At 69.3% G+C, this 24853-nt stretch carries 16 protein-coding genes; 13 read left to right on the top strand and 3 right to left on the bottom strand.

Annotation, left to right across the window (positions count from 1 at the left end):
• Positions 1-40: 40 nt before the first annotated feature.
• From BES08_RS23630 to BES08_RS23615, 4 genes are all read left to right on the top strand, one after another.
• A complete protein-coding gene (locus BES08_RS23630) occupies positions 41-1471 on the top strand; it encodes an FGGY-family carbohydrate kinase (protein ID WP_036529813.1) in 1431 nt (476 codons plus the stop codon).
• Positions 1468-2616, top strand: coding sequence for an FMN-dependent L-lactate dehydrogenase LldD (gene lldD, locus BES08_RS23625; RefSeq protein WP_069709501.1), 1149 nt, complete (start codon positions 1468-1470; stop codon positions 2614-2616). The genes BES08_RS23630 and lldD overlap by 4 nt, the downstream gene beginning before the upstream one ends.
• A gap of 28 nt (positions 2617-2644) precedes the next feature.
• Positions 2645-3712 carry an L-rhamnose/proton symporter RhaT gene (gene rhaT / locus BES08_RS23620; protein ID WP_036529809.1) on the top strand — a complete coding sequence of 356 codons (1068 nt, stop codon included), beginning with the start codon at positions 2645-2647 and terminating at the stop codon, positions 3710-3712.
• Between the two features lie 78 nt (positions 3713-3790).
• Positions 3791-4567, top strand: a complete 777-nt coding sequence (locus BES08_RS23615) for a DeoR/GlpR family DNA-binding transcription regulator (protein WP_036529808.1) — start codon at positions 3791-3793, stop codon at positions 4565-4567.
• Between the two features lie 112 nt (positions 4568-4679).
• On the opposite strand, the gene BES08_RS23610 is transcribed toward BES08_RS23615, so the two are convergent.
• The 3 genes from BES08_RS23610 to BES08_RS23600 form a co-directional block, all read right to left on the bottom strand.
• A complete protein-coding gene (locus BES08_RS23610; protein WP_036529807.1) occupies positions 4680-5309 on the bottom strand; it encodes a hypothetical protein in 630 nt (209 codons plus the stop codon).
• A gap of 86 nt (positions 5310-5395) precedes the next feature.
• Positions 5396-6382 (bottom strand): sterol desaturase family protein, encoded by a 987-nt coding sequence (locus tag BES08_RS23605; RefSeq protein WP_036529806.1) that lies wholly within the window; start codon positions 6380-6382, stop codon positions 5396-5398.
• A gap of 479 nt (positions 6383-6861) precedes the next feature.
• Positions 6862-8208: an LLM class flavin-dependent oxidoreductase gene (locus BES08_RS23600; protein ID WP_008831686.1), complete on the bottom strand. Its 1347-nt coding sequence runs from the start codon at positions 8206-8208 to the stop codon at positions 6862-6864.
• A gap of 498 nt (positions 8209-8706) precedes the next feature.
• Here BES08_RS23600 and BES08_RS23595 point away from each other — a divergent pair, with 498 nt between their 5' ends.
• From BES08_RS23595 to BES08_RS23560, 9 genes are read left to right on the top strand one after another with little or no spacing between them, the layout of a single operon-like run.
• The gene (locus BES08_RS23595) at positions 8707-10695 is read left to right on the top strand and encodes a phage tail sheath family protein (protein WP_069709500.1); all 1989 of its coding nucleotides are present in this window, start codon (positions 8707-8709) and stop codon (positions 10693-10695) included.
• Between the two features lie 22 nt (positions 10696-10717).
• A complete protein-coding gene (locus BES08_RS23590; RefSeq protein WP_008831688.1) occupies positions 10718-11242 on the top strand; it encodes a phage tail protein in 525 nt (174 codons plus the stop codon).
• 4 nt (positions 11243-11246) lie between these two features.
• Positions 11247-11954: a hypothetical protein gene (locus tag BES08_RS23585; protein WP_051587177.1), complete on the top strand. Its 708-nt coding sequence runs from the start codon at positions 11247-11249 to the stop codon at positions 11952-11954.
• On the top strand, positions 11951-12787 hold the full coding sequence (locus tag BES08_RS33090) for a hypothetical protein (protein ID WP_155986460.1): 837 nt from the start codon (positions 11951-11953) through the stop codon (positions 12785-12787). Before BES08_RS23585 ends, BES08_RS33090 begins: the two co-directional genes overlap by 4 nt.
• On the top strand, positions 12784-14088 hold the full coding sequence (locus BES08_RS23580; protein ID WP_008831690.1) for a Pvc16 family protein: 1305 nt from the start codon (positions 12784-12786) through the stop codon (positions 14086-14088). The genes BES08_RS33090 and BES08_RS23580 overlap by 4 nt, the downstream gene beginning before the upstream one ends.
• On the top strand, positions 14085-16007 hold the full coding sequence (locus tag BES08_RS23575; protein ID WP_051587176.1) for an ATP-binding protein: 1923 nt from the start codon (positions 14085-14087) through the stop codon (positions 16005-16007). Before BES08_RS23580 ends, BES08_RS23575 begins: the two co-directional genes overlap by 4 nt.
• Positions 16004-16240 (top strand): hypothetical protein, encoded by a 237-nt coding sequence (locus BES08_RS23570; protein WP_069709499.1) that lies wholly within the window; start codon positions 16004-16006, stop codon positions 16238-16240. The genes BES08_RS23575 and BES08_RS23570 overlap by 4 nt, the downstream gene beginning before the upstream one ends.
• Positions 16237-23490, top strand: coding sequence for an eCIS core domain-containing protein (locus tag BES08_RS23565; protein WP_036529068.1), 7254 nt, complete (start codon positions 16237-16239; stop codon positions 23488-23490). Before BES08_RS23570 ends, BES08_RS23565 begins: the two co-directional genes overlap by 4 nt.
• Complete coding sequence (locus BES08_RS23560; protein WP_051587118.1) at positions 23487-24848, top strand: eCIS core domain-containing protein; 1362 nt, start codon at positions 23487-23489, stop codon at positions 24846-24848. The genes BES08_RS23565 and BES08_RS23560 overlap by 4 nt, the downstream gene beginning before the upstream one ends.
• The last annotated feature ends 5 nt before the right edge of the window (positions 24849-24853 follow it).

Here is a 24853-nt window from a genome sequence, read left to right as displayed (position 1 = left end):
CAGGCAGATCGCTGCCTGGTTGAAAATGGCGGCGGAGAGAATGGCAGGAACAGGCGCTTACATCGTCGTCGATATCGGCAAGACCCTCAGCAAGGTGTCGCTGTGGTGCCGTTATGGTACCCTTGTGTGCCGCCAGGTGCGCCCCAACCCGACCCATGAAATCGACGGGATTCGCCGCCTCGACGCCGAGGGAATCGGCGAATGGCTGCGCGCAACCTTGCGTGAATGGGCAGGCCATCCCGTCGAGGCGATCATCCCCGTGGCCCATGGCGCCGCCTTCGCCGCGATCGGAGAAGACGGGCTGCTTTTCGCCCCGCTCGACTACGAACAGCCGATCCCGAGCGACGTCATGGCCGCCTACCGGGCCGAGCGCGACGCGCTTGCCGTGACGGGCTCCCCCGCCCTGCCCGACGGCCTCAACATGGGCGCGCAGATCTGGTGGATGGCGCAGCGCCACCCCGAGGCGATGGCGCGGGCGACGCTGGTGCCCTGGGCGCAGTACTGGGCCTGGTTCCTCACCGGCCGGGCGGTCAGCGAAGTGACCAGCCTCGGCTGCCACTCGGACCTCTGGGCACCCGGCGAAGCGCGCTTCTCCCCGATGGCCGAGCGCCTCGGCTGGGCCGAACGCTTTGCCCCCGTGGTCGGCGCAGGCGAGGTCGTGGGCACCCTGCGCCCCGAACTCGCGGCCGAGACGGGCTTGCCCGCGAGTGCGCAAGTCCTTGCCGGACTTCACGATTCGAACGCCGCGCTGCTCGCTGCGCGCGGCTTCGCGCAGATCGCGCGGCAGGAGGCGACGATCCTTTCCACCGGCACATGGTTCATCGCCATGCGCCTTGCCGCCGAGCCTTTCGCCATCGCCTCGCTGCCCGAAGGGCGCGACACGCTGGTCAACGTCGATGCCTATGGCGCGCCCGTGCCCTCGGCCCGTTTCATGGGCGGGCGCGAGATCGAGACGGTCATCCAGCTCGACACCCGCCGCATCGACATCAAGCCCGACCAGCCCCGCCTGATGGCCGAAGTCCCGGCGCTGCTGCGCCGCCGCACGATGATGATGCCCACGCTCGCGCCCGGCTTCGGCCCCTATCCCGACGGCGAGGCGCGCTGGGTCAACGCGCCGGTCGAGTGGCAGGGAACCTGGTACGCCCGACGCGCGGCGATCTGCCTTTACGCCGCGCTGGTGGCGGATACCGCGCTCGACCTGATCGGTTCGAAGGACCGGCTGCTGATCGAGGGACGCTTTTCCGAGGCCGAGGTCTTCGTGCGCGCACTCGCCGCGCTGCGCCCGGAAACCCGCGTCTTCCTCGCCAATGCCCATAACGACGTCTCGTTCGGCGCGCTGCGCCTGATCGACCCGTCGCTGGAGGCGGGCGGCGAACTCATCCGCGTCGAACCGCTGGAAGGCGACCTCTTCGGCTACCGCGACGCCTGGCGCGAAGCCGTGGCAAAGGCCCCCGCAGGACTGACCGCATGATCACCGCCTCGATCCCCGACTTTCGCGAAGCCGCACGCCGCACGCTGCCGCGCTTCCTGTTCGAATACATCGACGGCGGCTCCTATGCCGAGGCGACGCTGCGTCGCAACGTCTCCGACCTTGCCGAACTCGCCCTGCGCCAGCGCGTGCTGCGCGACGTCTCGGCGCTGGACCTGTCGACGCAGCTGTTCGGCCAGAAGCTGGCCCTGCCCCTTGCATTGGCGCCGATCGGGCTGGCCGGCCTCTATGCCCGGCGCGGCGAGACGCAGGCGGTGCGGGCGGCGCAGAACGCCGGCGTTCCCTTCACGCTCTCCACGGTTGGTGCCTGCACCATCGGCGAAGTCGCCAGGGCTGCGGACCGCCCGTTCTGGTTCCAGCTCTACATGATCCGCGACCGCGCCTTCATGAAGGACCTGCTGGCGCAGGCGGTCGAGGCCGGCTGCTCCACCCTCGTCTTCACCGTCGACATGCCGGTCCCCGGCAGCCGCTATCGCGATTACCACACCGGCCTTGCCGGGTCCGGCGGCATCAAGGGCGCGCTATGGCGCTTCGCGCAGGCCGCCGCCCGGCCCGGCTGGGCATGGGACGTCGGCATCAACGGACGCCCGCACACGCTCGGCAACGTCGCCCCGGTGCTACAGGGCAGGACCGGGATCGAGGACTTCTTCGCCTGGATGCGAAACAACTTCGACCCCTCGATCAACTGGCGCGATCTCGATTTCATTCGCTGCGAATGGAAGGGGCCGCTGATCATCAAGGGTGTTCTCGACCCGGATGACGCGCGCGAAGCCGCAGAGCTGGGCGCGGACGGCATCGTCGTCTCCAACCACGGCGGGCGGCAGCTCGACGGCGTGCTTTCCAGCGCCCGCGCCCTGCCCCCGATCGTCGATGCGGTGGGAGACCGCCTGACCGTGCTGGCCGACGGCGGCATCCGCTCCGGTCTCGATGTGGTGCGGATGCTGGCGCTGGGCGCCAAGGGCGTCCTGCTGGGCCGCGCCTGGGCCTGGGCGCTCGCGGCCGGAGGGGAAGCAGGCGTCACGAAGATGCTCAAGCTGATCGAGGCCGAAATGCGCGTTGCCATGGCGCTCACCGGCACCACCCGCATCGACCAGATCGACCGCAACTGCCTGGCGGCCACCCGATAATATACATCAAGAGAGGATCACGAAAATCATGGGAGGCAATCCGCCGCTGGGCGTCCTGTTTCACTGGCTTGGGGGCTTCGCCTCCGCCAGCTTCTACGTCCCCTACAAGCGCATCAAGTTGTGGTCGTGGGAGATATTCTGGCTTGCGGGCGGCATCTTCTCCTGGGCCATCGCGCCCTGGCTCTTCGCCTCGCTGCGCACCGAGGACCTGCTCGGCGTATTGGCATCCACGCCTTCGCGGACCTTGCTGTGGTGCTGGTTCTGGGGCGCGATGTGGGGGGTCGGCGGCCTGACCTTCGGGCTGACGATGCGCTATCTCGGGCTCTCTCTGGGCATGGCCGTGGCGCTGGGACTGACCACGGTGATCGGCACGATGGGACCGCCGATCTTCCACGGCACCATCGGCGAGATCGCCTCACGCCCCAGCGGGCAACTGACGCTGCTGGGCATTCTGGTGACGCTGGCGGGGATCGTCGTCGTCGCGCGGGCGGGGAGCGCCAAGGACAAGGACCTGGGCGGCAAGATTTCCGAGGGCGTGGCCGAGTTCGACCTTCGCAAAGGCCTGCTGATCGCGGTGTTCTCGGGCGTCATGTCGGGCTGTTTCGCCTGGGGCCTCGATGCCGGACAGCCGATCCGCGACCTGACGCTGGCGGCCGGGACCGATCCGTTGAGCCAGGGGCTTCCGGTGCTGTGCGTGGTGCTTGCGGGCGGCCTCACCACCAATGCGATCTGGTGCGCGATCCTCATCCGCCGCAACCGCAGTTTCGGCCAGTTCCTCGGCCGAGTGCCGACCGGGGAAAAGCCTAGGCTTCTGGTCAATTACCTGCTGGCGGCTCTGGGCGGCACCTTGTGGTACTTCCAGTTCTTCTTCTACACGATGGGCGAGAGCCAGATGGGACGCTACGGCTTCTCCTCGTGGACGCTCCACATGGCTTCCATCATCCTGTTCTCGACGCTCTGGGGCTTTGCGCTGAAGGAGTGGAAGGGCGCCAGCCTTCGTACGCGCACGCTGGTCTGGACCGGGATCGGCCTGCTCGTCGGCTCGACGGTGATCATCGGGGCGGGCAACATGATCGAGGCGGGCATGAACCCGTGAGCAGAAATGATGGATCATGATCGAAAACTCGGCCATAGGGCCGTGCAAAGACCGACATAAACCGACATAAGGTAGCCAATGCACTCCACGCAGCGTGAACGCCTGATCCTCGAAGCGGTAGCCGCCACCGGTTTCGTGACGTATCGCGCGCTCGAGGCCCGGCTCGAGGCATCGCCCGCGACCATCCGGCGCGACCTGACGCGGCTGGAGGAAGAGGGCCTGATCGTCCGCGTGCACGGCGGCGCCAAGCTGGCGCAGGAGCAGAAGGAAGAGCGCGAGGACGGCCTTGCCGGGACGCCCTTCGCACAGTCGATCCTGCAGCACCTTCCGGCGAAGCAGGCGATCGGCCGGGCGGCTGCCGCGCTGTGCCGTCCGGGCGAGGGGATCATGATCGACGGCGGCACCACCACCCTGCAGATGTGCCCGCATCTGGCCGGACTGGACTGTCAGGTCCTCACCAATTCGCTGCATATCGTCGATGCCCTGTTGCCGCAGCAGGGCACGCGGGTGCTGCTGCCGTCAGGCACCGTGTTCCGGGAACAGAACATCGTGCTGGCCCCGGCGGGCGAGGAATCGATGCCGCGCTTTCACGCACCCAAGCTGTTCATGGGCGCCGCCGCCGTCGGCCCGCAGGGCGTGATGCAGCAGGACGTCATCCTCGTCGCCGCCGAGCGCCGGTTCATGGAGCGCGCGGAGGAAGTCATCCTCCTCGTCGACAGCAGCAAGTTCACCTCGTCCTCGGGCGCGATCGTGTGCGGGCTGGACGAGATCGGCACGATCGTCACCGACCCCGGCATCCCCCGCGACATGGCCGCCCGGTTGAACGACCTTGGCGTCAGGGTCGTCGTCGCCTGAAGCGGACGGAAGTGCGAAACTCCACATTGAAAGGCTCTTCGTCATCCCCGCGGAGGCGGGGCCCAACTGATGTCCGTGCGACGAGAACCGGCAGGAGACGGGCTCCCGTGCCCTAAGCGCCCGCGAGCTTCCTGCGGATCAGCGCCTTGATCTTCCGGTCCTCGAGAATCCGCCCACCGACGTAGAGCGCGGCGAAGATACCGGCGAAGACATAGGCGGAAGTGGGCGAGTGCTTGTCGTCCTTCTTCTCTTCCTTCTTGTCCTTGCCTTCTTTTTTTGGGCTGTCCTTCTTGGGCTTTTCCGGAGCCGGTGCGCCGAGGAACTTGTCGATCGGGTTCATCGCCGGCGCGGCCTTGTCCTTTTTCTCGTCCTTCTTTTCCGAGGCTTCGGCCGCGGGCTTTTCCAGTTTGCCGAGGGCGATCGTCAATTGCCCGAAGGCGAGGAACAGCAGCGGCGCCAGGAAGCAGAACAGCAAGGCCCGGCTGGTCATATGCCAGCGCAGTACCGACCCGCCCGCGCCGTTCTCGATCCGGAGCGTGCCGCCGTCGAAGACCGACATCCTGTCCTGCGCGGCCTGGTCGCGCTTGGTAAAGGTCAGCGTGTCGCCGCCGCGTTCGTGGCCGGTGCCGCTCTCGAAGAACAGGGGTGTGAGGCGGTCGAAGGCATCCTCGCGCGACTGTCCGGGCGCGAGCGGCAGGCTGCCCCTGACATGCCAGATCCAGTCGATGAAACGCGCGTTCATGGTATCCCTTTCGGCACGGCCACAAGGGCCGCCCAAGTCCGTGGACTGCATTTGCATGGGAGGAGAGCCGCGCCCGATGCGGGCGGTCACTCGGCCGGAACCGCAGTGGCGCGGGTGCCGCCGAAGCGTTCCTTCAGGGTCTTCCAGCCTTCGGTGAAGGGGAAGGTCATCTGCTCACGGATGCCCATGCGGCGGCCGCCTTCCATGCCCAGAAGCTCCGCCTCGCCGTCGACGCACGTACCGAAGATGCGGTCGATGAAGATGTAGGTGTTGGTGAAGTTGCTGCGGCTCGCCTCGAAGTCCTGCGAGTGGTGGAGGCTGTGATGCTCGGTCGTGTGGAACAGGAAGCGCCACCAGCGGGGCGAATTGAAGCGCACGTTGATGTGCTGGTAGCTGCCGACCGCCATGCCGATCGCCCCGGCCAGCAGGAACGCGCGCGGCAGGAAGTCGAAGAACCCGCCGACGCCCAGCCCGATCAGGAACAGCTCCACCGGGTTGCCGACCGCGCCCTTGTTGATGTTCAACTGGGTGATGTAGTGATGGACCGAGTGCGGCAGCCACAGCGGATACCAGTTGTGCATCCCGCGATGCATCCAGTACTGCCCGAAGTCGAAGATGAACGAGATCAGGAACGCCTGCAGCAGCAGCGGCAGTCCGGTGAACCAGGCGAACTTTTCCCAGTGGAACGCGCCCTGGATCGCCTCGATCATCACGCCGTCGCCGATGTAGCCGTCGATGATGCGCAGGATCGTATAGCCGAGGCCGACGTAGAACAGGTCGGTCGCCAGTTCCTTCCACGTGAGGTTCCAGCTTTCGTAGCGCGGGAAGGCCCATTCGAGGCCGAGGAGAAACAGACGGAAACCGATGCCGATGCCGATCGCTGTCGATGCCTTGGCGATGGAATTGGGGGCGTAGTACCAGAACGCGATCAGCGCGAAGAGCACCGTTGGCTGGAACCAGGTGAAGACGAACTGCTTCACCGGACCGCCTTCGACCCTGCCGATATTCTCCCAGCCGACAGTGACTGGTGCCTGTGTTCCGATCAATCTCTTACCTACGCGAACCCCGTCCATGCGCCTGCCCTCGTAATATTTGACCACCCATGTCAGTAATACTTATTTCAAACATGGTAATACGGGATAGCGGCGTCGTCTACGCCCTTTCTGCAATGCAGCACGAAATCTGCGCTACTGTCCGAAAAAGCGTCGGCCGGACCTTCCGCATGGTCAATTACTCCGGGTCCGCAATATAGCCTTGACCTTATCGGCCATCAAAGAGATTTCTCCGAGAAACAGGCAAATCCTGTATTCCCGAAGCAATTAGAGCAATCGAATAATGACTTGCGAGATCGGCACTCGTGTAATGTTCCGGCCTCTGGAGAACATGCGATCCGCCTCATCTCGTCGTTACGAACCACGTGCGGCACCGGGAAGCAGCATGGCGCCGCCTCCGGGTGACCGGCTCTTTCAACATGCCGATTCGCTGCCGGGCAGCCACTCGAGAGAGCCCCGGACCGGCACCACGGCGCCGAAACGCCAAGTGCGCGGCTGCGTCACTGCGCGGCCAGCATGTCCTCGCCCAGATCGAAGCGGTTGCCGGGATGCTCCAGTCCGAGGTGGTCCCGGAGGGTCGTACCCGCGTACTCGCTGCGAAACAGCCCGCGCCGCTGCAGTTCCGGCACGACGCCTGAAAGGAACCGCTCCGCCCCTCCCGGCATGTAGGGCGGCATGACGACGAAGCCGTCGGCGCCCTTCTCGCGAACCCATTGCTCCATCCTGTCCGCCACCGTCGCGGGCGAGCCGACGAACTTCGCGAAGGCGAGGCCCTTGGCATAGCTTCGACCGAGATCGCCCAGCGTCATGCCCTGCTCCATCGCGCTCTTGAGCACGACTTCGAAGCGGCCCTTGCTGCCACGTATGCGATCGCGGATATCGGGCACCGGCGCATCGGCCGGGTGGACGGACAAGTCGTAGTTCATGCTCCCCGACATGAAGCTGAGCCCTGCCTCGGGATGGATCAGCGCGTCGAGTTGGGCTTCGAGTTCGAACGCGTCCTCGTCGGTATCCGCGATGATCGGAACCACCCCCGGCAGCACCTTGACCGCATCGGGAGACCGGCCGGCGGCCACGACCTGGGCCTTGAAGTCGGCGTAGAACGCCTGCGCCTTGGCCAGCGTCGACTGCACCGGGAAGATCACTTCGGCATTGCGCGCGGCCAGAGACTGGAACGCCCCGGAGACACCGGCCTGGATCAGCACCGGATGCCCCTGCGGCGGCCGCACCGCGCCGAGCGGCCCCTTGACCTGGAACCACGTGCCGCGATGATCGGCGTAGTGGATCCGCGACGGATCGGCATAGCGCGCGCTCGCCTTGTCGGCGGTGATCGCGTCTTCCTGCCATGTGTCCCACAGCAGGCGCACGACGTCGATGAACTCGGCGGCGCGTTCGTAGCGCTCGGCGTGCCCCAGATGCTCCGCCCGACTGAAGTTGCGCGCCTCGCCGTCATTGACGGAGGTGACCGCGTTCCAGGCCGCGCGCCCCTTGCTGAAGTGGTCGATCGACGCGAACATGCGCGCAGCGTGATAAGGCTCGGAATAGCTGGTCGAGATCGTCGCCCCCAGCCCGATCCGGTCCGTTGTCATGGCCAGTGCCGAAAGCAGGGTCAGCGGCTCGACGTGGATCGCGGGCCGCAACCTGACGGCGGCCTCGAACGAACTGCCGTAGATGTCGTCGATCGACAGCTTGTCGGCCACGAACACCATGTCGAGCTTCGCCTGTTCCGCCGCCTGCGCGATCCGCGCGTAGTTGGCGACGTCGAAGGGATCGCCATGCTCGGCCAGCGGATGGCGCCAGCCGGCAAGATGTGAGCCCGAAAGCGAAAGGAACAGGGCGAGATGCACGGATCGACTCCTCAGATTGCCGGGATGACCTGCGGACCGAAGCCGCACGGGACAATCGAGTTGGTCGCCGCGACCTATGAGTTGTTCTGAACGGTGGCGCCGACGGGCAGGGAGCGGGTGACCTGCCGCTGCATCGTCATGGCAAGCGCAGCGACTCAATCCTGCGCGGAGTGACGCGGCAAAGCGCCACGCTTTACCGCATGCAAAACCCGCAACGACAGTCGAAATTCAGGGAAAGACAATCCAATCAAGTAGAAGCAATACTACATGATGTTAACCAATATCAGTTGATCTGCGTAATAAGTCATTTCGCCGCACAACGACAAACATACTCTAACATAGATCGTCATGTGCTCCGAACTTCCCCCGGTGCTATTGAGTCGCCGCAAGCAGATCCGGTCGCCAAGTAGCTATACGTAGCGATAATCATTCAAGGTCGATTTCCCATCAACATCGATCCACCATCCGCATGTGCGGACAAGGGGGAGGAGGGGCCTCATGCCTATCGTACCGACCTATCCCGGCGTCTACGTCGAGGAACTGGGCAGCGGCGTGCGTCCGCTGGCCGGCGTACCCACCGCGATCGCCGCCTTCGTCGGCTATACCGCGCGCGGGCTCGACAACCGGGCGACGACGATCTTCAGCTACGCCGACTACGAGCGCGAATTCGGCGGCCTCGCCGCCAACAGCGAGCTGAGCTATTCGGTCCAGCAGTTCTTCCAGAACGGCGGCGGCCAGGCGATCGTCGTGCGCGTGCCCAAGAGCGACGGGGTCGCCGCGCAGGTCAACCTCAAGGAAGGCGTCGCCAACGCCGCCAAGGTCAGCTTCACCCTCACCGCGACCAGCAAGGGCGACTGGGGCAACGGGATCGTCGCCGACGTCGATTACGACGGGGCATCGGCCAGCAACTTCAACCTCACCCTGACCGATCTCGGCAGCGGCGCCGTCGAGCGCTGGGCAGACCTCAGCGTATCGACCGCCTCGCCCCGCTTCGTGGAGGCGGTGCTCAACGACCCGGCCAACGGCTCGCGCCTCGCCACGGCGAAAGTCCCCGCCGCGAGCCCCGGCGCGCGCCCGGCCGAGAGCGGGATCGTCGGCACCGACTTCGCCGTCACCTCCACCGGGATCACCGGCCTCGCCAACGACAAGGCGTACAAGGTCCGGGTCACCGCCAACCGGCCCAGCGGCCCCGTCACCGCGCTCGAAGTCACGCTGATCAAGCAGGCCGAGACACTGCCCACCTCGGTCGTGGCGCTGGCCCGGCTGCTGGAGCGGCGCTTCAACCAGGCGCTGGCCGCCGCACTGCCCGGCGCGGCCGTCGCCGTCGGCGTCACCGGATCGGGCAAGGCCTTGCGCATCGCCCCGATGTTCGACCCGGCTTTGCTCCCCGCCGCCGTGGACACCACGCTTTCGCTGGCGGACAGCGCCCCGGCAGGCGCCCTCGCTATGCTCAAGCTGCCTGCGGCGAACTTCAACGTCGGTCGCTACCGCCTCGGCACCGGCACGGCCGAAGCCGCCCAGCGCAACCCCGTCCCCGGCGCCGACGGCACCCAGCTGCCGCAGAGCGCCGACGTGATCGGCAGTCCGTCCGCCTTCACCGGCATCCATGCGCTTGAAAAGGCGGACATCTTCAACATCCTCGTCCTGCCCGACGCCACGCGCGCCAGCCCCGGCGATCCCAACGCGCTCGATACCGGGCTGGACCCGAACGCCATCTATCAGGCCGCGCTCGACTATTGCACCAAGCGCCGCGCCTTCCTGCTGATCGACCCGCCGCCGACCGTGAACACCGTCGACCGCGCGTTCGAGTGGATTTCCTCGGGCCTGACCGTCAAGGGCGCCAACGCGGCCACGTATTTCCCGCGCGTCCGCATGGCCGATCCGCTGAACGACTTCCAGCTGCGCACCTTCGGCCCGTCCGGCGCGATCGCCGGGCTCTATGCCCGCACCGACGCCGAGCGCGGCGTGTGGAAGGCCCCCGCCGGAACCGATGCGCAGCTGCGCGGGGTGCGCGGGCTCGTCTACAAGCTGTCCGATTCCGAGAACGGGCTGCTCAACCCGCTGGGCCTCAACTGCATCCGCGCGCTGCCGGTCTACGGCACGCTCTCGTGGGGGACGCGCACCCGCGTCGGCTCCGATGTGGAAGCGAGCCAGTGGAAGTACGTACCCGTCCGGCGCCTTGCCCTCATGATCGAGGAAAGCCTGTTCCGGGGCACCCAGTGGGTCGTCTTCGAACCCAACGACGAACCGCTGTGGGCGCAGATCCGGCTGAACCTCACCACCTACATGCACGGCCTGTTCCGCCAGGGCGCGTTCCAGGGCCAGACCCCGCGCGACGCCTACCTCGTCAAGTGCGACAAGGAGACGACCACGCAGGCCGACATCGACCGGGGCATCGTCAACATCCTTGTCGGGTTCGCGCCGCTCAAGCCCGCGGAATTCGTCATGATCCGCATCCAGCAGCTGGCCGGTCAGGCCGCTTCGTAATCGGCAAGGGAGGAGTTGCCCGATGGCCCAGTTCAACGTCAACGCCCAGCGCTTCGACCCGTACAAGAACTTCAAGTTCCGGGTGAAGTGGGACGGCCGCTATGTCGCGGGCGTCAGCAAGGTCAGCGCGCTCAAGCGCACTACCGAGGTAGTCAAACACCGCGAGGGGGGCGATCCCTCCTCCAGCCGCAAGTCGCCCGGCCGCAGCGAGTTCGAGGCCGTCACCCTCGAACGCGGCGTCACCCATGACGTCGAGTTCGAGCGGTGGGCCAACAAGGTCTGGAACTTCGGTTCCGCCCTCGGCGCCGAAGTCTCGCTCGCCGACTTCCGCAAGGACATCACCATCGAACTCTACAACGAGGCAGGGCAACCCGCGATCGTCTATCGCCTGTTCCGCTGCTGGATCAGCGAGTTCCAGTCGATGCCCGACCTCGACGCCAACGCCAACGCGGTGGCCATCCAGCACATCAAGATCGAGAACGAAGGCTGGGAGCGCGACTACGCGGTAACCGAGCCTTCCGAACCGAGCTTCGTCGAACCGCAGTAAGGCCATGTCCACGAACCCGGTCGAGGGACTGCTCGCACTTTGGGAGGCGGGCACGAACCCGCTTGCCCTGCTTCGGGCCGCCGAGCCCGGTGCCGGGGATGATGGCCTTGCACGCCTTCCCGTCGGCGCGCGTGACGGGAAGCTGATCGCGCACCAGCGGCGGCTGTTCGGCCCAGCCATCGAGGCGACCGTGCCCTGCGCAGAGTGCGGCGAGACGGCGGAAGTCACCCTCGATGCCGACAGCCTGCTGGCGATGGCGCCGGAGGAGGTCGCGCCGATCGCGATAACGTCCGGCGCATGGCGGATCGAGGCCCGCCCCGCCGACAGCCACGACATGGCGGCGCTGGCGATGAAGGAGCCCGAAGCGGCCGAGCGCGCCCTCCTCGCCCGCGTGGTGACGCTCTGCACCCGCGATGGTGCGCCCGCCGATCCCGCGAACCTCCCGCCCGAAGTTGTCGCCGCGATCGAGGATGCGCTGGAAGCTGCCGATCCGCTGGCGGCGATCACGCTGCTCGTCGCCTGCCCCCATTGCGGCGCGAGCATTCCGGCGCTGCACGATCCCGCGCATCACTTCGCCCGTTCGGTCGCCGCCGAGGCGCGGCGGCTGCTGGCGGAAGTCGCCGCGCTCGCCCGTGCCTATGGCTGGCGAGAGGCGGACATCCTGGCGATGACCCCGCAGCGCCGCGCGGCCTATCTGGAGCTGGCAGCGTGAGCCGCTATCTCGCCACCCTCGCCGCCCGCGCCTCAGGCCGCGTGGCGCTGCTCTCCCCGCGCCCGCGCACGCTTTACGAGGGCGGCGGGGAAGATATGGCCTTCGAGGAACCGGCGCAGCCGATCGCCGGGAGCGTGCAGCCTATACCGCGCACGGTCATGGACGCGCCCTCCGCCCCAAGGGAAAGCACGGCGCCGCGCCCGGGCACCACGGCCCCCGCCGCCGCGCCGACAATCCGGCAGGGTTCGGTGGTGCAGGTTACGCAAGTGCTTACGTCCGCTGAGAATCCGGAACCGCGCTTCCGTTCTCAGGCCGTGCCGCCAATCCAGACGGCGATACCGAGTGGCGAACGTCCTGCGATACCGCAGCCCCCTGCCGATCCCGGCCATACGCCTGCGCTCACGCCCCCCCCGGCCCAAGCGCCTGACCGCCCGGCTCCCCGCCGCATGGCCAACTCGCCCTCCCCGAACCTCCAGATCTCCGAACGCACGGTGCTGCAGGAGATCATGCGCCACGTCGAAGTCCACGCACGCGCCGGCACAACGCCCGGCCCGGACGTTCAGGCACCCCCGCCGCGCCGCGCTGAACCCGCTCCTCGGCCGGTCGCGCATGCGATACCCCGGCCCACGCCCGCCGCTCCGCAACCTCGCCAACGCTCCGTTTCGGCGCCCCGAGGCGAGCCGCCGGTCGTCATCCGGATCGAGCGCATAGACGTCCATGCGGTGCCCCCGCCCCCCGTTCCGCCGCCCGCACGGCGCCAGCCCGCCTCGCCTGCGCCGTCGCCCGGCCCCTCGCTCGCAGAGTTCCTTTCGGGCGGGGAGCGCGCACGATGAGCACGCCTTTCGCCATCGCCGGAGTCACCGCCGTGCTGCGCCAGCTCGTGGTGGAGGGCCTTGCGCTCGACAAGGCAGGCGACGCGGTCGGCACCATCGGCGTCAGTGCCGGGCCGCCCGACCTCGTCGCCAAGCCCGGCCAGCCCGAGCCGACGCGGGTGAACCTCTATCTCCATCAGGTCACGCCCAACGCGGCCTGGCGCAATCTCGGGCTGCCTGGGCGCGACAGCGGCGGCGACCTCGTCTCCGCACCGCCGCTGGCGTTCACGCTGCACTACCTCGTCACGACCTTCGCGGCGGAGATGTTCGTCGCCGAAGTCCTGCTCGGCCACACCTTGCGCATCCTCGGCGAGAACGCGGTCCTGACGCGCGAGGCGGTACGCCGCGCACTGGTGCCCACGGCCGCGAGCCCGCTCGCCACGGCGCTGGAGAACTGCGGCCTCGCCGACCAGATCGAACTGGTCAAGCTGACCCCCACCGCCGTCGCGCTGGAGGACATGTCGCGGATCTGGTCGGCATTCCAAGCGCATTACCGCACCACCGTCGCCTACGAAGCGAGCGTCGTGCTCATCGATCCGCGCGCGAAGGGCCGCACCGCCCTGCCCGCCACTGCCCGCGCCGTCTTCGGCGAGACGCTGGCGCTGCCCGAGATCGCGCGGGTCGGCCTCGCCGATGATCCGAGCGCGGCGGTGACCACCGAGGACACGCTGGCGATCGCCGGCCTGCGCCTGCTCGCCGCCAGCGGCACCGTGGTCCGCATCGGCGCCACCGACCACGCGCCCGCCTCCGATTCCCGCGCCCACATCCTGAATGTGGACCTTGCCGCCGCCCCTCGCCCGCGCGCCGGAGTGCAGAGCGTCACCGTCATCCACCCGCGCCAGATGGGCGATCCGGCCACCGCGCACGAGGGTGTGTTCTCCAACGCTGCCGCGCTGATCCTGCGCCCGGTGGTGAACACCGTCTCCGCCGCCAATTCCGCGACGCGGACCATCGACGGCATCGTTTACGCCGACGGCACCCTGACGGTCACCGCCGCCCGCGCCATCGGCCGTGACCAGCGGGTCGAAGTGCTGCTCAACGAACGCGGCGCGCCCGCCTCGCGGCCTCCACGCGGCTATGCCATCGCCGCTCCCGCCGCCAATGGCCTAGCCGAAAGCGTGGACGAGGCTGCGCAGATCGCAATCCCCTATCGCGCCATCGCGCGCGGCGACTACCTCGTGCGCCTGCGCATCGACGGCGCCGAAAGCCTGCTCACCCCCGGCGGCGACGGCCGCTTCGCCACCCCGCTGGTGACGATATGAGCGCGCCGTCTCTCGCCGGCGAGATCGCCGTGATCGAAGCGCACCTCGCGCTTGCCGCCGCGCGAACAGGCGAGCAAATCGCGGCCGCCGAAGCGACATTGCACGCAGCGCAGGAGGCCGCCCAATCCGGTGGGCCGGCAAGGCGTCTCGCCGAGCGCCTTGGCCTCATCGCATTCGCCCGTGATTGCCTGCTGCTGGCAGCTCTGCCGCACTTGAGTGCACGCTCCGTAGCGCTCTGTGCCGCCGTGACCGGCGACCCGCAAGGCCGCATCACCGCCGCCCTCGCCATGGCGGTACTGCCGGAGGCGGCATGGTCGGCGCTGCGTCCCGACGCCCCGCTGCGCGCGTTGCGGTGCCTGCGCCTCGCCGATCCCGACCGACCGACCCTTTCCGAACTCCTGATCGACGAACGCATCCTCCTCGCGCTGCTGGGAGAGGACGCGCTTGACGAACGCCTCGCCCCGCTCGTCCGCCCGGTGGCGGCGGGCGCGGAAATCGGCCCCTCCGGCCGCGCCCAGGCGGAGCGGCTGGTCGAGCGCTGGTGGTCGATGCGCGCGGACGGAGAGGTACCCGCGATCCACCTGCATCACGGCGAGCCCGCCGACGCCCGGCTCATCGCCCAGACTGCGGCGACCCGGCTGGGGCGCCGCCTCCATGTTCTTGGCGCGGCGAACCTACCGCCCACTCCCGCCGAGCGCCACGGTTTCGCAGCCCTGTGGCGGCGAGAGGCGCTGCTGGGCGGCCTCGCGCTGCTGATCGAGCTGCCCGAAGACATCGCCCCCGAACAGGCGGCGCTCGCCGCCGATCTCGTTGATCGACTGGACGATTGCATCATCGTCAGCGGCGGCGCGGGGGCGCTGCCATGCCGCCGCCCCTTTGTCTCCGCGACACTGCAAGTGCCCGAAGCGCCCGAGCGCCATGCCCTCTGGACCCGGGCGCTGGGGCAGGCTCAGACCGCCAGGCTCAACGGCGCGAGCGAAGCCCTGGCCAGCCAGTTCGCCATCGGCCCGACCGCCATCGCGCGCCTCGGCCCGTTGGCCGAAGGACTGGACCGCGAAGCCGCGCGCGACCTGCTCCACCGCGAGGCCCGCGCCCATGCGCAGGCGCGTATCGCCGCCATCGCCGAAGTCATCCACCCCGTCGCCACGTGGGACGACCTCATCGTTCCCGCGGAACTCAAGACCGCGCTGCACGCCATCGCCGCGCAAGTGCGCCACCGCCGCCACGTCCACGAGGACTGGGGCTTCGGAGCGCGCGGCGGGCGCGGCCTTGGCATCGCGGCGCTGTTCGCGGGCTCCAGCGGCACCGGCAAGACGATGGCCGCCGAAGTCATCGCCGCCGACCTCGGCACCGACGTGGTTCGCGTCGATCTGGCGGGAGTCGTCAGCAAGTACATCGGCGAGACCGAGAAGAACCTCTCCCGCGTCTTCGCCGCCGCCGAGGGCAGCGGCGCGGTGCTGCTGTTCGACGAGGCCGACGCGCTGTTCGGCAAACGCAGCGAAGTCGGCAACGCGCACGACCGCTACGCCAACATCGAAGTCAGCTACCTCCTGCAGCGCATGGAGAGCTACACCGGCCTCGCCATCCTCACCACCAACCAGCGCGAATCGCTGGATGCCGCGTTCTTCCGCCGCCTGCGCTTCGTGGTGGCGTTCCCCTTCCCGGACGAAGCGCTGCGCCGGACCGTCTGGGAACGCGCCTTCCCGCAAGCCACGCCGACCGAGGGGCTGGACTTCGAGCGCCTCGCGCGCCTCAACGTCGCGCCCGGCAACATCCGCAGCATCGCCGTCAACGCCGCGTTCCTCGCCGCTGCGCAAGGGGGTGCCGTGGAGATGCGCCACCTGCACGAAGCCGCCGTGCTCGAATGCCGCAAGCTGGAGCGCCCGGTCACTTCGGCCGAACTGGGAGGCTGGCTGTGAGCCGCGTGGCGATCGAGGTCGGCCAGTTGGTCTTCCACGGTCTCGACGCCGATGAGGCAGGGCGCGCCGGGGCGGCCTTTTCCTCCGAGCTGGAGCGTCTCGTCGGCCAGCGCGGCCTGTCGCGCGCCGCAGCGCCGCCGCGTCTTCCCGCCCGGCCCCGCCCCGAGGACATCGGCCGCGCCGCCGCCGCCCGCGTCCATGCGGGGATCGCGGGCCAAGGCCGCGCGCCATGAGCGAACGCGCCGCCCCTTCCCCGACCGAGAGCGTGAGCGCCCCGCGCGAGGCCGCGCAAGACGCGCTCGCCTGCCTCGCCCCGGCTCTCGGCCTTGCGGCGAGCGAGGTTGATCTCCGGCTCGATCGCGAGGGCGACCGCCTGCTGGCCGATGCCGGGGCGCGGGGCGCGGCGCGGGGCAACGTGGTGTGGCTGCGCGGCTACGATCCGGCATCCGAGGCGAGCCGCCTGACGCTGGCGCACGAACTCGTCCATGTCGCGCAAGGCCGCCTGCATTCCGCGACACCGCCCTCGCCGCTTGCCGCCGAGCGCGAGGCCGAGCGCTTGGCCGCAACCCTGCTCGGCGGAGGCATGGCGCCGCGCCCGCGTGCGGCGACCGGCGGCGCGCTGCACTTCGACGGGGCCGAGCCGTCACCCGCACGCAGTCTGGAAGACGTTGTCGAGGCCAATTACCGGGACGAGCGCGAGGACATGGTTCGCCTGCTCGCGCAGGAAACCCCGTCCGCCGATGCCGTGACCCGCGTGCTGGACCTGCTCGCGCCGCTGCCTTTCGAGACGGCGCGGGTGCTGGCGGCGCAGCTGGGCACCGGGCCGCTCGCCGCGCTCGCGAACGGCCTTGGCGATGATCATGCACGCAGCCATCGGCGCGAGGTTCTGGCCGCAGCGGAATCGTTCACCACGGACATGCTGGACCGCGCCGACAACGGCCATCGCATCTTCCGGGCGATGCGGCTCGACCCCGGCTCGCTCAGTCCGGCCGAACATCACGCCGCCGTCACCACGCTGCGCCGCGTGCCGATAGGCCAGCTCACGCGCCTCGAAGGCGGCGATAACGGCGCGGACCTGCGCGCCTTGCGCACAACCGCCCTGCCCGAATACGACCGCGAGGAGGCCGGCCGCCGGGCCGCGCGCACCGAAGCGGGACGGCGTGCGGCCGCGCCCGACCTCACCCGGCGCGAAGAGGACTTGCGCCGCACGCTCTCCATCATGCTCACCGGCGCCAGCCGCGAGGACGCCCGTGAGGCGCTTCGGCTGCTGGCTGAAAACCCCGCACTCGCGGTGCCGGACCCGCGCTTCTCGGGCGCACCGACACCTGCACCGGACGCCGCCCTTCCCCCCTTGCCGGAAAGCAGCCTGCAGAGCGTCATCGCCCGGCTCGACGGCGCAGGCATCGTCGATCGCTGGATCGGCGCGCTCGAACCCGTCGACCGCCGGGGCGAGACACCCGAAGCGCGCGGCTTCGCGATGCTCGTCCGCACCCGGCGGCCGGACAGGACCATGGCCCGGATGCGTACCCTGCTGAGCCGCAGCTTCTTCGACTGGGCAGTGCGGGACTGGGAGGCCTCGCTCGCCTGGGACATGCTGCGCGCCATGCCGCCGGCCGAGCAGGCGCGCTTCCAGTCGCTCGACGAGGGCCGCCTCTACCTGCGGCTGATCGAGGAACTGCCGGACGACCTGCGCGCCGAAGCCGCCATGGCCGGGCTTATCGTGGTTCGCGGCGAAGACGGTTCCCTGTCCGACCTCACCGCAGAGGCGGGCGCGCTGCTGGAAGGACAGGCCGAACTGATCGCCGCCGCCCGCGCCTTCGACGACAGCGCCGAGGCGGCCTATCGCCTGTTCGTGCGACTGGCCGCGCTCGCCGTGCCGGCTCCTGCCCACGCGCCGCCGGAAGGAACCGCGCCCGCCTCCACGCGCCCGGCGCCCGGCTTGTCCGTCCTGCAGGCCGTCGTGCGAAGGCTTGACGTCCTGGGCCTGATGCGCCGCTTGTTCTCCGCCCTCTCCGACGGAGTAAAACAGGACCGACGCTACTGGAACGATCTCGCCACTGTCCTCGGCGCCCGCGATCCGGCGTTCAACCGCGAGGACCTGCGGCAGCTGCTCCACGTCAGCACCTTCCTGTGGATCATTACCATCGACGAGGTGACGTTCGAGGAGGCGCTGTTCGCCTTCCACATCCTGCGCGCCCTGCCCGAGGACCAGCGCCGCGCCTTCGAGCTTGAGGATCGCGGCGCCTATGCCGCCCGGATCGCCGGGGCACTGTCGCAGTCGATGCTCCACGAGGCAGGGCTGTCGTTCGCCTTCACCCGCCCTGACGAGCGCGGGGAAACCCCGCTGCGCCGCCAACTGGCCGACCCGGCGGCATGGGACGGGACGAACCCGGCCGATCTGGCGCTGCTGGTCCAGATGGGCATCACGGCGGGCGACTTCGACTGGATCTTCGAGCAGTCGCACCGCCAACGGGCCTGGACCCGCGAGCCGCTTGGGCCGCTGGTCGAACGTTTCGCGCTCTACGACCCGCGCGTGGGGCGCACGTTCCCGCGCCCGCACACGGTCAGCGCCGCGCGGAGCAGCCGCCACCTGCTGGCGATGCTGTTCGGCACCGGCGCCTACGAACTGGAGGAGTACACCCGCCCCGTCCACGGCACCGACCCCTTCACCGGGGAATCCGCGACGTATGCCGAGACCACCGGGCTCAGGGTGACCGTCGACCTCGAACAGCTGGAGGGCAACGCCGGGGCTCCGCTCTACACCGGCGCGGTGCTGGCGCGTTCGCCGGGCGAGCGGATTTCCATCGGCTCGGACAACCGCGAGGCGGCGCTCGCCCAGCCCAACGTCGTCGATATCGAGATCAACGGGCCCGCCGGTTTCATGCGCGTGCGGGCCAGCCGGATCGCGCTCACCCGGTTCGCCTCCGTCTCGACCGGATCGACGCTGCGCGCGGGCGCCGTCTCGCTCACCGACCTCGATTTCGCGCTCACCTTTGCGCCAGAGGACTTGCGGGCGCCGCGTGCCGGGCGCTTCCATGTGGACGATGTCTCGCTCGACGAGATCGTCCACACCCGCGCGGGGGACGCCGAACCGACCGGCCTGCGCCACCTCGGCATCGCCGGAGTCGATGCCAGCGCCAGCTTCCAGACCGCACCGCTGCCCGATTCCCCGGTCCTGGGCCATGTGCTCGGCCTGGTGTGGGACCTCGCGCTCAACCGCGACGCGCTGACCGAGCGGGCGGCGGCGAACACCTCGCTGGGCACCGCGACCATCTCGGTCGGGCGCATCGACGCGCAGGGCCTTCACATGGGCGACCTGCGCGTCGCCAGCCTCTCGGTCGAGGGCTTCACGGCGGCGGCAGGCGGCAACCGCGCGGCGGCGCTGCGCGCGCAGATCTTCGTCCTCGACGCGCGGATCGAACGGGCGCGCGCCGCCGCGCCCGAACAAGTCGCTGGGCTGGTCGCCGATCGCGAGGAGTTGCGGCCCCGGCTCGCCGCACTGGAGCCGCTGGAGGCGGAAATGCTGGGGCTCATGGCGCGGCTGCAGGCAGGGCATCGCCTGAGCGCCGCCGAGCAGGCACGGCTCGACACCTTGCAGGCCGAGACGGGCGTGGGCGGTGTCGGCGGCCTCTCCATCGCCATTGCGCGGGTCAGCGTCGACGGCGTGGACGGCCCGGTCCGCCTTGGCCATGCGGAACTGACCGGCATACGCGGCGGCGGCGACACTGCCGCGCTGGCCTTCCGCCAGATGACCAGCGAGGAGGCGATCCGCCGCTTCGTCAGCGCCGGTCCCCCTTCGCCCGCACGCCTCGGCACAGCGGCGAGCGGGCCGAGCGTGACCGCCGACGAATTCACCCTGCGCGACCTTGCCCTGCCCGCGACGATCCCCACGCTCGCCGCGATCGAGGCGCAGTTGCGCGCCGATCCGCCTCCTCTGCCCGCCGAGCGCGAGCACCTGCTGCACCTGCGCCCGCTGGTCGGTCGCTACGAGGAACTGCGGAGCCGTTCGCTCGGCATCGGCGTGCCGGAAGGATTGGCCCGCTCGCCGCAGGACCAACGCGAACTGCTGGAAGTGTCGCGCCAGCTGGGCGAACTGCTCGACATCCGCGTGCGCGAAGTCACCGTGACCGGACCGACCATCTCGGCAGGCGGCGGCGAGGCGTTTTCCGCGCGGATCGGGGCCAGTTCCGTGGCGGTGCGCGGCATCCACGGCGCGGGCATCACCGAGCGCGAGGGACAGGCCCTCGCCCTCTCGGGTGTCAGCGCCGGGTTGCGGGTGGCTACCGACGGGCTGCATGTCGAGGGGCTCCTGGTGCGCCAGCTCGACTTGCAGGCCCTCGACTACAACAACGGCACCCATCACATCTGGGCGGATGGCCTGAGCACCGCGCGCGACATCACCGCCGACATCCTGCTGCGCCGCCGCACCGGAGAGAACGGCGGCATCGATTTCCGCAACATCCACATCGAGACCTTCCGCATCGGCCGGATCGAAGGCAGCGGCCTCGGCTACGAGAAACTGGTTGCTGGCAGCAGTTCGTACCGGATCGAGATCACCTCCGGCGCCCTGCTCGGGCTGGCGCTGCGAGGATTCGACATCGACCTCGGCGGCGAGGAGACGCGGATGTCCGGCGCCATCGAGGTCGCCGGATTCGACCAGATGCGCTTCCGTTTCGCGATGGGCCGGATGCTGGAGGCCGGTGGCCAGCTCGATCGGCCGGAAGGGGCCGAGCGCGCGCCTCGCGCGGTCAGTGTCGACATGGCCAGCGACGGCACGATGACCGTCGCCCTCGATGCCCTCGTCGCCTCCGACACCGACGTCACCTATCGCGGCGCGGACGGACGCAGCGGCGGGGGCATGCATATCACGCGCGGCGACGTGTCCGGGCAGGTCGTCCTGGCGGGCGGCGACACGCGGATCAATGCGCTGCGGCTCGACAGCCTGACCTTCAGCCGCATCCGCTGGCACACCGCCGACGGCACCACGATCCGCGCCGACGGCCCGACGGTGGCCACCGGCGTGCGCTTCTCCGGCCGCTATTCCTCGCTGGCGGACGAGCGCAGCGAATTCGCGATCGACAGCCTCCATGTCGACCGCATCAGCGCCGCGCGGATCGTCGTCGATGCCGGTTCGCTGCACCTGGAACTGCCCGAGGCCGCACCGGGCGGGCGCTTCGTGCCGGGAGAGGCGGCGACGCTGTCCGACATCAACGTCCACAACCTGCTGATCGGCCTCGGCGGCGCGGCGACCACCATCGGGCCGACCGCCGGTGCAGCAAGGGCGCGCGGCTCGATCGGCTCGGTGGAGACCGACTTCCTCGTGCGCTACGGCGAACAATTGCGCGTGAGCGGCATGCTGAACGCGGGAAGGATCGACTTCGCCTTCGATCCCGGCGGTGCGATCGAGGGACGGGCTACGGGAATCTCGGGCGCGGGCACGGTCCACTATGGAGACGGCACCGGGCCGGGTGTCGATCTCGGCTATGGGTTCCGCAACTTCGACACCGGGCTGATCCGCTATTCCGGCAACGTCGTCTCGATCGGCGCGAACGGCAGCGCGCCGCTGCATCTGGACAGCCTGAACCTCTCCCAGCTGGAGCTTTCGGGACCGTCGATGCAGATCCTCGCCCCCGACACCAGCGAGATCACGGTCAGCGACATCACCGCGCGGCTCTCGGTGCACCTGCATCCCACGCCCGCGGCAGCGGCGGCTGCAGGCACGCCCTACGAACGCATCGTCATCGACGAATTGCGCCTTGGCCGGGTGGCCGCCTCGGGGATGCGTATCCACCTTGCGAGCCTCGACCTCTGGCTGGACCTGCCGGAGAGCGAGCCCTTCACGGTCGGCCCTGTCCTTGTCGGCCGCCCTGCCGATCCCGCCACCAACGAGCCGCTGGAGATCGTGCCCTCCGCCGGAGGCACCGCGATCACCGGGATCGTACGCGCCGAAGCACTTCACACCGAGCGGCTGCAGGCGCAGCTGGTCGGCTCGCTCAATGCCCGCATGGCCTTCGATGCCGACGTGCTTCAGGCGAACCTCGCGGGCGACGGGCCGATGAGCATCGACCTCCTCAACTGGTCCGCCACCCAGATCGTCGGCTACGTGATGGGCGATCCCGACCAGCGCATCCGCGTGCGCCGGGGAGCGGGCGGCACCCGGCACGACATGTTCGGCGAAGGCACCGGCATCGGCGGCGATCGACTGTCCTACAACGCGGCGGAAGGCGGCCACGTCACCCTCGCCGGCCTCAACGCACGCGGCCTGCGCTACGACGACGAGGGTGCGGGCATCCACCTCGACATCCGCCGCATCGAGTCCCCGCAAGTCGCGGTGGATCTCGGCGGCAACAACCAGGGCCGCCGCGTCATCGAGATTCCCTCGGCGACGATCACCGACGCGTGGTTCCGCATCGATCCGATCCCGTCAGGCGGGGGAAGCGGCAGCGGGGCAACAGCCTCGCGCTATCTGGCGGGAGATGCGGGCGCGGCATGGCTCGCCGCGAACCACGAGCTGTTCAGCCACGTCAACGGCAGCTTCACGCTCGCCGGCGCCTACGGGATCGACGGGGCGCTGGGCATCCCTTCGCTGGACTACACCTTCGGGGTGAACGTTCCGATCACCAACGGTTCGATCAATTACGCCGACCTCGAGGGCCAGATCCCCAACCTCGCCGATGCCCTGGTGGACTTCCACCTCGAAGGATCGACGCTTTTCATCGGGGCCGGCTTCCACTTCTACCCGCCGGGCGATCCCGAAGGCATGGGGCCCACGCCGGAGCCGATCCCGATCTATCACGACTTCTTCGAATGGAACCTCGAAGGCAATCACCTGCGCGAGGCGGAGGCGGGCCGGATCGACCTGGAAACCCTGCTGCGCGCACGCTCTCCCCGCGCACCGTCGGCATCCTCGGATTCCGGCGGCACGGACTACGCCGCTCCGCTCAGGATCGACCGGCTGGCGCTCGCGCTGGGGCTGGACAACGGTTCGGATCTCACCGTCTCGCTGGGATCGATAGGGACGGCGACACTCGCGCCGCACGCGCTCGGGGGCCTCACGGTCACGGGGGCGCTGCAACCGCTCGATCCGATCTTCAACGCCTACCCGAGCCTCCGCCGTCAGGGCATCACCAATCCCGAGCGCCTCGGCGCACTGGCGGTACGGCTCGATCATTTCGATCTCAGCGCGCTCGACTTGCGCTTCCCGACGCGCGGACGCGGATCGCGTGACGTTCGCACCGGCGCGGTGCACATCGGCCGTATCGCCGATGCCGAGATCGGCTTTGCCGGGCTGACCCCGCGTACGGCCGAAGGAACTTTGTCCGAGGCGAGCGTCACCAATCTGATCGTCACGCTCAATCCGGATCAGGTCTGCCCGGTGCCAGAGACACCCGCCCCGCGCCGCGCAGGGGCTCCCGCACTCGACACCGCCGGGGAATTCCGGAGCCTCGACGCGAACGGCAGGCCCCGGGAGGACCGTCCATGAACGCGCCCTCCCCCCGCGCTTCTCCCGAAGCGGCACGCCCCACGCTGGAGAACCGCGCGCACGATACCGCCGTGCGCGGGCTGGCCGCACCGGGGCTGCTCGGCGGGCTGCCCGCATCTCGCCGGGCAGCCCGGGACGAGGCCGGACTGCTCCCCCGCAGCGGCGGCTCCCTGCTGCCGGGCACGGTGCGGCGACAGGCCGAGGCACAGCTGGGCATCGACCTGGCCGGAGTACGCCTCCACACCGGGGCCGAAGCGCGGGAGCGCACGCACGTGCTGGGCGCCAATGCCTTCGCTCTGGGGGACGAGGTCGTGCTGGGCGCCGGAGCGGGCGCGCCGGTACTGCTTCACGAACTCGCCCATGTCGCGCAGGCCCGTACCGGAGCCGCGCCGCCGATCGCGCTCCACGACGATCCGCCCCGCCCGCGCGGCATCGGCTCGGCGCCCCCGCGCGATGCGTTCGAGCGCGGCGAAGGCGTGATGCCGGAGACCGGCCACGTCCTGTTCGAGCGCGACAGCGCCGACCTCGACCCCGGCGACGTCGCCACGATCGAGGGCCTGATGCGCGGGCGCAGCCGCAGGTTGTGGGTGGACGTCTACGGCTACGCTTCACTGGAGGGCGACGACGCCTACAACGCCAACTTGTCCGCCCATCGCGGCGTCGCCGTGCGCAGGGCGATCGAACCGCTGCTGCCGCCCGGTTCGCTGCTCGACGTCCACGCGCAAGGCGAAGTGCAGGACTTCGGCCCCGTGGAAGAGAACCGGCGCGTCGGCATCCGCCTGCGCGATGCGCCGGAGCTTTCCAGCATCGGCCTGCTCGGCGATTTTCGCCTGCAGCTCGATCCGAGCCCGCTTGTCGGGGGACGTCCGGATGTCGCACCGCCGCCTGCCGGGAGCGAGCCGGAGGCGTCCGCCCCCCTCCTCGATCCCCGCTTCGCGCCGCGCTACGGGGCGAGCCTGCTACCCTCGGATTACGCGCCACGCTTCGATGCCACGCTGGTGCCGCCACTGAGTAACGAGAGCCTCTTCCCATGGCGCGGCGAGGGTGTGGACTGGACCGCCCTTGCACGTTCCGCGGCGCTGCGCGGGCAGTCGGTGGACTTGCGGGACGCCGCCGCGGCAGAGTCTCTCTATCGCGGACTGCTACCGTTCTGGAGCGGCGTGTTCGGCGCGGACATCGGCGACTGGCTGGCCCGCCGCTCAATCTCCAGTGCTTACGAATCCTACCAGTACCGACAAAACCCGAACCAGTGGGACCGTTGGCAGCAGGAAGACGAGATCCGGGGCACCTCGGTGCGCGGGCTCTCGATCGACCTGCTCGATCCCCCCTGGGCCGAGAAGAAGAAAAAGAAACCCTGAAGCAA

Source organism: Novosphingobium resinovorum (assembly GCF_001742225.1).
Lineage (GTDB): Bacteria > Pseudomonadota > Alphaproteobacteria > Sphingomonadales > Sphingomonadaceae > Novosphingobium > Novosphingobium resinovorum_A.
Note: the sequence above shows the minus strand (reverse complement) of the source record. Positions and strands in the feature narration are given on the sequence as shown.